Annotated in this window: 6 protein-coding genes; 4 read left to right on the top strand and 2 right to left on the bottom strand. The window is 69.3% G+C overall.

The window, feature by feature from the left end:
• Positions 1 to 4: 4 nt before the first annotated feature.
• The gene (locus WME85_RS27325; protein WP_437825301.1) at positions 5 to 2,578 is read right to left on the bottom strand and encodes a glycogen/starch/alpha-glucan phosphorylase; all 2,574 of its coding nucleotides are present in this window, start codon (positions 2,576 to 2,578) and stop codon (positions 5 to 7) included.
• A gap of 343 nt (positions 2,579 to 2,921) precedes the next feature.
• Between WME85_RS27325 and WME85_RS27320 the strand changes: the two genes are divergently transcribed.
• Positions 2,922 to 3,524: a hypothetical protein gene (locus WME85_RS27320; protein ID WP_437825300.1), complete on the top strand. Its 603-nt coding sequence runs from the start codon at positions 2,922 to 2,924 to the stop codon at positions 3,522 to 3,524.
• A 44-nt stretch (positions 3,525 to 3,568) separates the two neighbouring features.
• On the opposite strand, the gene WME85_RS27315 is transcribed toward WME85_RS27320, so the two are convergent.
• Positions 3,569 to 4,435, bottom strand: coding sequence for a hypothetical protein (locus WME85_RS27315; protein WP_437825299.1), 867 nt, complete (start codon positions 4,433 to 4,435; stop codon positions 3,569 to 3,571).
• A gap of 607 nt (positions 4,436 to 5,042) precedes the next feature.
• Here WME85_RS27315 and WME85_RS27310 point away from each other — a divergent pair.
• From WME85_RS27310 to WME85_RS27300, 3 genes are all read left to right on the top strand, one after another.
• Positions 5,043 to 11,531: a DUF6972 family protein gene (locus WME85_RS27310; protein ID WP_437825298.1), complete on the top strand. Its 6,489-nt coding sequence runs from the start codon at positions 5,043 to 5,045 to the stop codon at positions 11,529 to 11,531.
• The gene (locus WME85_RS27305; RefSeq protein WP_437825297.1) at positions 11,528 to 11,737 is read left to right on the top strand and encodes a hypothetical protein; all 210 of its coding nucleotides are present in this window, start codon (positions 11,528 to 11,530) and stop codon (positions 11,735 to 11,737) included. Before WME85_RS27310 ends, WME85_RS27305 begins: the two co-directional genes overlap by 4 nt.
• Before the next feature lie 63 nt (positions 11,738 to 11,800).
• A complete protein-coding gene (locus tag WME85_RS27300) occupies positions 11,801 to 12,247 on the top strand; it encodes a hypothetical protein (RefSeq protein WP_437825296.1) in 447 nt (148 codons plus the stop codon).
• Positions 12,248 to 12,263: the final 16 nt, after the last annotated feature.

Here is a 12,263-nt window from a genome sequence, read left to right as displayed (position 1 = left end):
GCGGTCACACCAGCGACATGGCGCCGCCGACGTCGATCTCGACGGGCGTGAGGCCCCAGATGTCGCGCGCGTACTCGCGCACCGTGCGGTCGGAGGAGAACTCGCCCACGCGGGCGATGTTGAGCGTCGACTTGCGCAGCCAGCTCTTCCGGTCGGCGTAGGCCGCCTCGACCTCGCGCTGGCAGGCCGCGTAGGCCTTGAAGTCCGCGAGCATCATGTACTCGTCCCGGCCGAGCAGCCGGTCGAGCAGGGGCTGGAAGAGCTCCCGGTACTCCGGGGAGAAGAAGCCCGACGAGATGAGGTCGATCACCTCGCGGAGCTCCGGATCGGCCGCGACGGCGTCGCGCCCCTCGAAGTGCTGGTGGCGGCGGGCGATCACCTCGTCGGCGGTCAGGCCGAAGAGGAAGAAGTTCTCCGGGCCCACCGCGTCGCGGATCTCGATGTTGGCGCCGTCGAGCGTGCCGACGGTGAGGGCGCCGTTCAGCGCGAGCTTCATGTTGCCGGTGCCCGACGCCTCCATGCCCGCGGTCGAGATCTGCTCGGAGACGTCCGCCGCCGGGATGATGCGCTCGGCCAGCGAGACGCGGTAGTTCGGCATGAACACGACGCGCAGCCCGGTGTGGCGCCGGTCGCCGTTCACCACGTACGCGACGGCGTGGATGAACTTGATGATGAGCTTCGCCTGCCGGTAGCCGGGGGCCGCCTTGGCGCCGAAGATGAACGTCCGCGGCGCGACGTGCTCGCCGCGCTTCTGGCGCAGGTAGAGCGCGACGATGTGGAGCGCGTTGAGGAGCTGGCGCTTGTACTCGTGGAGGCGCTTGATCTGGACGTCGAAGATCGAGGCGGGGTCGACGGTGATGTCGAGCTCCTGCCCGATGATCTTCGCGAGCGCCGCCTTGTTCTCGCGCTTGACCTGGGCGACCCGCTCGATGAACTCCGGGTCGTCGATGTGGCGCTCGAGCTCGCGCAGCCGCTCGAACTCCGTCACCCAGCTCGGCCCGACCTTCTCGGTGACGAGCGCGGCGAGCGCCGGGTTGCACGCGAGCAGCCACCGCCGGAACGTCACGCCGTTCGTCTTGTTGTTGAACCGCTCGGGCCAGAGGTCGTGGAAGTCGCGGAGCAGGTCGCGCTTCACGAGCTCGGAGTGGAGCTTGGCCACGCCGTTCACGGAGTGCGAGCCGACGACCGCGAGGTGGGCCATGCGCACGTGGCGCTCGTGCCCCTCCTCGATGAGCGACATCCGCGCCACGCGGTCGTGGTCCTGCGGGTGGGCGTCCATGACCTCGCGCAGGAACCGCCGGTTGATCTCGTAGATGATCTCGAGGTGGCGCGGCAGGAGCCGCTCGAAGAGCGCGACGGGCCAGCGCTCGAGCGCCTCGGGCAGCAGCGTGTGGTTCGTGTACCCGAAGGCCCCGACCGTCTGCTTCCACGCGTCTTCCCAGTTGACGAGGTGCTCGTCGATGAGGACGCGCATCAGCTCGGCGATGGCGATGGCGGGGTGCGTGTCGTTCAGCTGGATCGCGTTCTTCTCGGCGAAGCGCGAGAAGTCCGGGTGGACCCGGTTGTAGCGGTTCACGATGTCGGCGATGGAGCAGGCGACGAAGAAGTACTCCTGGCGGAGACGCAGCTCCTTGCCCTTGTCGAAGTTGTCGTTGGGGTAGAGGACCTTCGAGATGACCTCCGACTGGTTCTTCTCGTGGACGGCGTGCACGTAGTCGCCGGCGTTGAAGAGCTCGAAGTCGAACTCCTCGCCCGCGCGGGCGGACCACAGCCGGAGGGTGTTCACGGTGTTCGACTGGTAGCCCGCGATGGGCGTGTCGAAGGGGACGCCGACGACCTGCTCGGACGGGCGCCAGATGACGCGGAAGCCGCCGCGCTTGTCGGGGATGCGCTCGGTGTAGCCGCCGAACGAGACCGGGACGGCGTGCTCGGGGCGCTCGATCTCCCAGGGGTTGCCGAAGCGGAGCCACTCGTCGGCGCGCTCGACCTGGTAGCCGTCGCGGATGACCTGCTCGAAGATGCCGAACTCGTAGCGGATGCCGTAGCCGTAGGTGGGCAGGCCGATGGTGGCCATGGAGTCGAGGAAGCAGGCGGCGAGCCGCCCGAGGCCGCCGTTGCCGAGCCCGGCGTCGGGCTCCTGCTCGACGAGGTCGTCGAGGTCGAGGCCGAGCTCGCCGAGCACGGCCTTGTAGCTGTCGTAGATGTCGAGCGCCTGCAGGTTGGCGACGAGGGCCCGGCCGAGGAGGAACTCCGCCGACAGGTAGTAGCCGCGCTTGACGTCTTTTTCGTAGTACGTGTGCTGCGTCTTGGTCCACCGGTCGACGAGGCGGTCGCGCACCGAGAGGGCGAGGGCGACGTACCTGTCGAACGGCGTGGCGGTCAGCGACTCCCGTGCGCGCGAGTAGTGGAGGTGGTCGGCGAAGGCGCGGCGCAGGGCGACCGGGTGCATGCCGGTGCGGGCGTCGGGCGCCGGGTTGCCGCGGAAGAACGCGGCGGGGGCTTCTCGCTGGGCGGACGTTTCTCGCGGCGCGGGGGTTTCTCTCTGACGGGTAGGATCGACGTCGATCGGGTTGGCCATGGCGGCGCACTCTAGTCGGATCCGGCGCTCGCTGGTGGGCTGCGCGACGTGTCGGGGAGGTTTCCGAGAGGTCGGCGTACTCCGCCGATGACGGTAGCGCGCCTCGCGTCCTGCCGCGGCTGTGCTACGAGCGGCGCTGGCGTTGCGGCTTCGGAGGGCGCGGCGGGAGGGGCGTCGCTGGGCGAGAGCGCGGCGGCGTCGCCGGGCGAGAGCGCGGCCTGCGGCGCGCGGAGCTGGGAAGAGCGCGGCCTGCGGCGCGCGGAGCTGGGAAGAGCGCGGCCTGCGGCGCGCGGAGCTGGGAAGAGCGCGGCCTGCGGCGCGCGGAGCTGGGAGAGGGGCGTCGATGGTCGAGGGCGAGCGGGGGGCGAGGCGGGACGGCGTGCACGGCGGGGCGCTCGCGATCGCGCTCGCGGGGGCGCTCGGGTTGCTCGGCGCCGCGGCGGGCTGCGACGACCCCGCGAGGGGTGGCGGGGCAGCGACGAAGGCGTTCGGCGAGGCGTGCGCGCGCGACGAGGAGTGCGCGTCGGCGGTGTGCGCTGCCATCGGGGGCGTCTGTTCGAAGACGTGCCAGGCCGACAGGGAATGTGGGGCGGGCTACGTGTGTCGAGCGCGCCAGGATCGTCCGGGCAGCGAGTGCAGCAAGCCGATGGGGTTGGCCCTCGGCGCGGAGTGCATGACGGCGGCCCAGTGCCAGCACGGCCGGTGTCTGCACCGGGCCGGGCAGACGGACAGGCCGGGGTTCTGCTCGGTTCGCTGCGGGAGCGCGGCGGACTGCCCGGCGAGCCTGTCCGCGTGCGAGCGGGTCTCGGACAGCGAGGGGATGTCGATGTGCCTCCCTGGCGAGGTGAAGCCGGGCGCGGCGGCCACGCCCGGCCCGGAGGTCAAGGCCTCCGAGCGTTCGGGCGGAAAGCCGGATGGCGGGGGGGCTGCTGCTACGGGGCGGTGAGGTGGCGCGGGGCGATGAGACGGCGGCGCGCGGGGTAGCGCCGGTCAGGGACCGGTGGTGAGCTCGGGCGCGGCGGCGGGGGCGGGGCCGGCGCTGCCCGGCTTCGCCGTGCCGGTCGGCGGCGCGGCCGAGGGCGGGATGCGGGCGCCGATCGGCGGAACGTGGGCGTCGAGCTGGCGCAGGCCGAACACCGCGACGCCCGCTTCCCGCAGGTGATCGTGGCGCTGGTGGATGACGGTCCAGAACTGGTCGCGGGCGACGGCCTCGGGCGAGCGCTCGGAGGGCCTTTGCTGGGCGCCGCGGGGCCTGAGCTGGACGAGGAGCCAGCTGGCGTGCTCGGCCATGGCAGAGAGGTAGTCTGGCGAGAACGGGTGTTTGCCGTCGAGGGGCTCCGCGAATTCGTGGAACATCCCGGCGATATCGACGCCGTCGCGGGCGCTGTCGACCGGCCCCGAGCCGCGGCGGATGGCGGCGACACGCTGTCTGGGCACGAGCTTGAGCTCCGCGAAGATCTCGAGTTGTCGCAGCGTGAGGTCGCGCATCGGGCGGAACTTCTCCAGGCGCGCGTCGATCTCGCGCTCGCTCGCCGCCGTCACGATGCGCCCCGCGGCCGCGACGAGCCCGAGCGCGAGGCTCGGGAGCTCGAGCACGTCGTCGATCGGGCATAGCGGCAGCTTCTCGCGGACGAGGTCGAGCCGCGGGCGGATCGCCCTCACGCCGCGATCGACGTTGGCGCGGACGAGTTCGACCGAGAGCCGGCAGATCTCGGCGCGCTCGGCCGGGACCTCCGCCTGCACCAGCGGCAGGAAGTGGCGGTAAGCCTCGTTCGCGTCAGAGGTGGTGAAGAGCTGGCGTGCAGACACAGACGGCTGGGGGTTCTTCCGTTTCGATGTGGTCTTGGTCTTGGCCATTTTCGCAAGCTATGCGCTGCGAGCGCGCGTGTCATCGGGGATTCGAATGCCGAGAGGGAGAAGGCAAGTTCTCGACGGCGGAAGGGGAGGGCAGGTGAAGGGAGGGGGCTATAAGGAGGGGGCTTGAAGGCAGGGTGGGGTCTCGCGGGGAGACGGGAGAGCGTGGTGGGGGGAGACCGGGCCCTCTGCCTCGAGGCCGGAGGTGGTCTCGAAGGGAAGGTGGGGTCTCGCCGGGAGACGGGAGATGGTCGCGGGGGGAGAGGGTACCCTTCGCCACGAGACCGGAGGTGGTCTCGGAGGGAAGGGTGGGTCTTGCCGGGAGACGGGGAGCGGTCTCGACGGAGAGTCGATCGCGAGAAGCGCATTGACTCGCAACAAGGGTCATGGTCTTTGCCACGCTCCCCGGTGAGCTGCTCTTCATGGCAGCTGACTGTGTCTGATACGGCGGGACTGCTTCGGGGGAAGCACCGCTCCATGGGTGGACTATATGAAGATCAAAACGCGGCGCGAGGCTGCCCGGACGGCCTCGCAGCATCATCGACGATTGGCGATGCATGCGCTGGCGCCGGCGCCCTCGTGGGCATCGTCTCTGCGCTGGTTTCTGGCCATGATCGTGCTCGTCCTCGTCGCCTGCGGCACGCACGAGCGACCGGAGGCCGGGGGGCGCGGCCTCGCCACCTCCGCGGCGACGATCGATGAGCCGCCTGTCCTGCTCGAGCCTCTGGAAATCCCGCAGTCCGCGATCGTCCGCGGTGATGATGCTGGCTACCTGCCTGGCGGGGGCGAGGTCACCGCGGACGGCGCGTTCACCTACACCATTCCGCTCGACGTCCCGCCGGGGCTCGGGGTGACGCCGAGCCTCGCGCTGCGCTATTCCAGCCGCGGGGGCAACGGTCCGGTGGGGCGCGGGTGGAGCGTCGCCGGCAGCTCGTCGGCGATCGCGCGCTGCGACGCGACGATCGCCACGGAGGGGCGCACCGACGGTCCCGACCACGATGCGTCGGACAGCTATTGCCTCGACGGGAAGAAGCTCGTCTCCGTGAAGGGATTCGAGGGGCGCAGCGAGTACCGCACCGAGGACGACGAGATGTCGATGATCCTCGCGCTCGACGGGGCCAGCGGGGGCGGCCCGGGTGCCTTCGAGGTGCGCACCAGGGACGGCCGGATCCGAATCTACGAGGAGACGTACGCGACGCGGGTCGTGGCCAGCGGCGATGCCGAGCAGCCGGCGGGCGTCGTGACGCCGCTCTGGCTGCTCTCGCGCGAGCTGGACCGCTCGGGGAACGAGGTCGAGTACCTCTACGAGAAGCACGCGGCATCGTCGCCGCCCTACTCGCACGAGTTCCTGATCGAGACGATCGCGTACGGGCCTGGCTCATCCGCTCGACGGAAGATCGTGTTCGAGTACGAGGACCGCCCTGACCCGAGCGTCTCGTACTCGGCCGGGGTCCGGTGGCGATCGACGAGGCGGCTCAAGAAGATCGCCATGTGGGCACCGAATCCCGGAGCCACGCAGAAGCTCTGGGAGTACACGCTCGGCTACGAGAGGGGCCGGCTCGGCCGGAGCCTGCTCTCCTCCGTCCAGAAGTGCGGGTACCGGGGGACTTGCCTCTGGCCGAAGCGGCTGCACTGGGTGCACGAAGACCCTTTGATGTTCGCCAGCGGTCCCGTGCTCCCCACCTCCGAAGCGGTCACCTCGCTGCGCGTCTTCGACGCCAACGGGGACGGGCGGGACGACATCCTCCGCGCCATCGACGTGCCGAGGCCGCCGATCCCGCCCCGTGAGGAGCCGCTGCCGCCTGGGCCGGTACACATCCCTCCCGAGCCGCCGGATGAGCTCTTCCTGAGCCTCTCCGAGCCCGGCAGCGAGGTCGCGTTCCGGACTCTGCGCGTCGATGCCAAGCGCTCTCCGCTGAAGGACACCAACCTGAAGCACAGCCGCCCGGTGGACGCCAACGGGGACGGCAAGGTGGATCTGCTCGCCTACGACACGACGACGTGCAGCTATCGGCTGGTTGAATGGAGCGACGAGGACCAGGCGTTCGTCGCCACCGGCGTGACGCTGGCGGGGGGCCTTCGTTTTTCCTGCTCGGGCGAGTTCTCCGGGACGCCGCCCGGTCTCGAGCTGGTCGACCTGAACGGCGATGCGCTGCTCGATGTCTTCATCGAGGTCGAGCGGGGCATCCACGATTCCTTCTGGCACGTCCAGATGAACAATGGCGGTACGTTCGGCAAGCGCCGCAAGACCGGCGTGCGCGCCGCGCCGGCCCGGTGTCCGGAGGCGGTCGGCGGTGATCTTGACGGCGACGGCCGGGGCGAGCTCGTCGTCGGCGAGGACTTCGACTGCGCGACGGGGGTGGCGATCGGGCTCGACGACGCCGGAGAGGTGACGAAGGCGCCCGCGTTTCCGCTGAAGCGAGGGGGCTCCCGGGTGAAGCTCGCCGATGTGAACGGCGACGGGCTGAGCGACGCGCTCTGGGTCCGCCGGAACTCGGTGGAGCTCAGCGTGAACACGGGCAACGGGATCGGCCCTGCCGTGACGCTCTCGGATCCGAGGCTCGCGGAGGTGCTGGATCTGAACACGGCCGAGTCGGGGAGGAAGGTGATCGAGCCGTTCGACCTCGACCGCGACGGCCGCGATGACCTCGTCGTGTCGATCTCCGACTGGCTCCACCCAGGGCCGCCGGAGCCTCACACGACGGACAGGGTGATAGCCCTCCTCTCGATGGGCGACGGCACGTTTCTGCGCGAGGACATCAGCTGGGAGGAGCCGGAGACGGGGACGCATTACTCGCCGATCCCTGCGGGGGACGCGATGTGGCGCGGTGACTTCGACGGCGACGGCCGCGCCGACGTGCTCACGCTGAAGGGGACATCGCTCCAGGTCACGCTCGCGACAGGAAATGACGTGGAGCTCCTGAGCAGCGTGTCCGACGGCGATGAGCCACGATCGAGCCGCGTGCAGGTCCGGTATGGCCGGACGGATCCGGCCTCGTCGCCTCCGGCCTCGTGCGCGTATCCGCAGCGGTGCGTGCGCCGCGGGGTGCCGGTGGTGGCGCGGGTGGGCGGGCTCGAGTGGCCTGGCGGGACGCATTACCGGTTCGAGGACCTGCGGACGGACCTGCTCGGGCGCGGCTCGCTCGGGTTCGGGCGGATGATGGAGTGGAGCCGCGCGTGGCCGGTGGAGCGGGTCACGACCTTCGATCATGCGACGCGGGTGGGGACGAGCTATCCGTACGCGGGCCGCCCTCGGTCGATCCAGGAGGTCACGCCGATCCTGCCCCACGGCGCGCTGGGCGCCCGCGATTGCTACGCGGAAATTGACGGATCGTGCACGCTCGAGGAGGGCCCGGCGAGGGCAAGAGCGCGGGTGGTCCATCAGGAGCTCAATTACCGGATCAGAAAGCTGAACGGCGACCGCAGCTACTTCGTTTCTGCGCGCTCGATGGTGCGGCGCGAGTACGAAGATTCCGACGTGGGCATCGACTGGGCCGAGGGGGCGCGCACGCACTGCATGGACGTGGATGAACCTGGCGACACAGCGCCGATCCGGCAGAGCGCGACGTACGAGGTGGACGACCATGGCAACCTGCGGAACGAGACGGTCGAGACCGAGGGGGGCACGCGCCGCGAGGTGACGAGGACGTTCGACGTGCGGCCCGACGAGTGGCTCGTCGGGCTGATCGACACGCAGGCGGAGCGCACGTACGAGGCTGGCTCGGCCCCGCCGGCGAAGCTGCACACCGACTACCACCATGACGAGCGCGGGCTGCTCGACGAGGTGAAGATCGAGCCGGACAGCACGAACGCCGACGTCCGGGAGACGATCTCGCTCGTCCACGACGAGGCCGGGCGGCTGCGGCAGGAGAAGCGGGAGGCGGCCGGGGAGTCGCCGCGGATCTGGAATTACGAGTACGACGATGTGTCGGGCGAAGGGATCTTCGTGAGCCAGGTGTGGAACGGGCTGGGGGTGTCGCAATGGATGGTCACGCACCCGGGCTACGGGGTGCTGATGGGGGAGATCGACGCGAACGGCGCGCGGTCGACGCGAATCCATGACGACCTCGGCCGCCTGAGGAAGGCGAGCTCCGGCACGGGCGCGGTGAGCGAGACGGCGATGGCGGCGTGGGTGGATGCGGGGAAGACCGCCGGGGTGATCGTGGAAACGACGCTGGCGAGCGGAGGGCGCGCGACGGCGACGCTGGACGAGCGCGGGCTCGTGGTGGAGCAGGCGGAGCGGGCGTTCGACGGGCGGATGAGGGTGCGCAAGCGGTCGTACGACGTGTTTGGCCGGCCGCTGTCGGTGAGCCGGCCCGGGTTCGAGGCGGCAGCCGAGGAGAAGAGCGAGTGGAAGTACGACAGCCTGGGCCGGGTGCTCTCGGAGACGGGACCGGACGGGGCGCGGCAGCAGTACGAGCACGAGCTCTTCCAGACGGTCACGATCGATCCTGAAGGCCGGCGCAGCCGGCTGGTCGTGGATGTGGAGGGGCGGCCGAGCGAGACGGCGGTGGAGGTGCACGGCGAGTGGCAGTCGACGAAGCTCGCGTATGGACCGAACAGCAAGCCGTGGAAGGTGACCGACCCGAAGGACAACGTGACGGAGATGGCTCACGACGTGCGCGGGCGGCGCACGAGCGTGCGCGATCCGGACGCGGGGACGCGGACGACGAGGTACAACGGGTACGGGGAGATCCGTGGTGAGGTGAATGCGCTGGGGCAGACGACGGCGGTCGAGCGGGACGCGATGGGGCGGAGGCGCCATGTCACGAACGCTGATGGGGTGACGACGTTCACGTGGGACACGGCGCCGCACGGGATGGGTCAGCTCGCCGCTGCGGTGAGCCCGGATGGGACGGCCGTGTCGTATGCGTATGACGACAGGGGTCGGGTCTCCGAGGTGCGGACGACGGTCGAGGGCGAGGAGTTCGCGGTGGGGGTGACGTACACGCCCGACGGGCTGCGCGACGAGCTGCTGTACCCGAAGGTGCCGGGGCGGGACCGGTTCCGCGTGAAGCACGTGTACGAGGACGGGTCGCTGTCGGAGCTGCGCGCGAGCCGGGAGGACGGGACGCTGCGGTCGCTGTGGAAGGTGAACGCGAGGAACGTGGACGGGGCGCTGCTGAAGGCGACGCTGGGCAACCAGGTGATCGCGGAGCGGACGTACGAGCCGGTGACGGGGCGGCTAGAGACGGTGCAGGCGAAGAAGAGCGGGCCGCTGCAGGCGCTGACCTACGGGTACCACGATGACGGCCGGGTGCGCGAGCGGCGCGACGGCGTCGCCTTGCGGGTGGAGACGTTCCAATACGACGACGTGGGGCGGCTGGAGAGGTGGGAGCTGGCCGCGCCGGGCGGTGCGCGGGGGACGAAGTATGGGTATGACGAGCTCGGCAACCTGGGCACGGTCAAGGTGGACGGCGTGCTGGCGGAGGAGAACAAGTACGAGCCGACGGGGAGGCCGCACGCGGTCGCGGCGCGCGATGGGGTGACGTTTGGCTACGACGCGGCCGGGCGGCTGGAGAGGTCGAGCGCGGGGCTCGCGGTGCAGTACACGGCGTTCGATCTGCCGAGGTGGGTGGACAAAGAGGGAAAAGGCTGGGAATTTCTGTACGACGCGTTCGGAACGCGGGTGAAGAAGACCCAGGACGGGGAGGAGACGATCTACGTCGGTGGGGTGTACGAGCGGCGCGAGGACGCGAGCGGGACACGGCACGTGTTCCGGGTGGCGTCGCCCGAGGGAGAGGTGGCGCAGGTGGTGTTCGCCGGCCCCGGGGACGAGCGGACGCTGTATGTGCACAGCGACCCGCTGGGGAGCGTGGGGCTGGTGACGGACGAGGCTGGTGATGAAGTGGAGCGGCTGCACTACGAGCCGTTCGGGGGGCGGATCGACGCTGACGGCAAGGCGCTGGGAGCGTCGAGGAGCGCAAAGAACGAGGTGAGGCACGGGTTCACGGGGCACCGGCACGACGAGGAACTCGGGCTCATCGACATGCACGGGCGGCTGTACGACCCGAGCCTGCGGCGGTTTCTGACGCCGGATCCGTTCGTGACCGCCCCGCTGTGGGGGGAGAGCTATAACCGGTACAGCTATGTAATGAATGACCCGGTGAACCTGGTTGACCCGACGGGGTGGATCTGGAAGCGGGTCAAGTCCGAGGATGGCGGTGAGGGCTGGGCGGAGTTCGACGATACAACCGGAGCGGTCCTCACGCCGTGGGTTGAGATCATCAATGTGGAGGCGCCAGCCGAGGCACCGTCATCCGGTGGCGGTAAGCCGCCCGTCGATGAGTGGGACGAGCGAGGGCGTCCGGAGTTCGAGAGCGACTGGGCGTTGTTCGTGCATGCCGGCGACGAGTACTTCGAGCAGGGCGGGGGCTCGTCGGTGGGCGACGACTACTCGGGGACCGGGGGCACGCTGGCTGCGGTGCTCGAGCGCGGCGTGCGGCTGTCGGACGTCACCGCGGAGAGACCGACGGCCGGCATCGTGAGCGGGTCGGTGATGGGGGACCCGTTCATCGTGCCGAGGTTCAACTGGTCGGCGGCCGTGGCGAGGGACCTGCACGAGGCGCTCGAGCTCGGCGGGCTGGCGTGGCAAGCGGGCAATGACGGGGAGGCGCTCGCCCAGGACCTCCGGGCGGCGATGGATGTGCTGGCGCTGGGCGTCACGGTCGCCGTCGAGAGCGGCATCGGGCCCGCGATGGTCCTCGGCGCCGTGCTGCAGAAGCTGGGGGGAGGAGCGGCGACGGGAACGGCGGGAGGAGAAGGCAAAGCCTTCTCGGGCGTCGCATACGAGCTGAAACACATCCCAAAGCACATCGAAGGAACAGCCGCTGCTCAGCGGCTGATCGCTCGCGATGGCGCTGCCCACGTCTTTCCGGACCTGACGACCCTCGCTCGCGTCGAAAACGCCCTGTTTGAGGGCGGTCAATTCACCAGTGCGGTACGCGGCACCGAGCGGTTCGGGCTGATGTTCGAGAGCCCGATTGGCTACCGCATCGCGGCTGATGGCAGCCGCTTCGCGCTGTTCTATGGTGAGGCGAAAGTTGGTGCAAACGGACTTTATCATGTCATTCCACGAACCGGACCAGCAGGACCATGAACACTTGGTATGAGATCTGGGCGGACGAGGGGCACGCCGTACCCTACGTTCTACTCTTGAGACCATCAAACGGTGGTTACGAAATTCTTGACCCGGCCGAGGCAAATCGTCAGGTCTTCCAAGCGGAGAAGTACGAGGATGCACGCATCTGGCTCTTGGAGGATGAGTTCGTTTGCATAGGTCGGAAAGAGCTAGACGATCCATGACGTGACAAGGACCTGCCGCTCAACGTTCCTATCCATGGAAGCGGCTTCGGTATCAGGGTAGTCATGTCTACGACAGAAGAAATGTTCGCCGACGAGATTCTCGGTATGGAGTTCGATTGGTTAGCCAGCGACTCTGATGGGTACGTCGCCCTGTTCAGTACCGCGGGCGGCGGCTACGCCCCGGATGAGTTCCTGCGAGATACGGATGCGCATGATGCGGCGATCGACGTTGTCCTTGCTTCACCCGCGTCTACCGTGGCGAGGTTCGCGCCAGAGCTAGCCCCGGGATTGAAGAACACGTGGCGTATGGTGGCGGAGCGAGGGCTCTTCGCATTTGACTCAGACCCCCATGGCGGGCCTTGCCGCATGGTCGCAGCGCCAGTTGATCCCATTCGAGTCGTCGACCTGCCCAGGCGCGTGAATGACATCGTCGAACGTCTGAAGCTGCGTCAAGTGCGATTTGCAGACCAGTTGGTCATCCCGACGGAGGTCCTTCAGGAGAGGGGGTAGCCCTCGTCGAGCCGAC

Origin of the sequence: Sorangium sp. So ce1153 (assembly GCF_051521595.1) — a bacterium.
Classification (GTDB): domain Bacteria; phylum Myxococcota_A; class Polyangia; order Polyangiales; family Polyangiaceae; genus Sorangium.
Note: the sequence above shows the minus strand (reverse complement) of the source record. Positions and strands in the feature narration are given on the sequence as shown.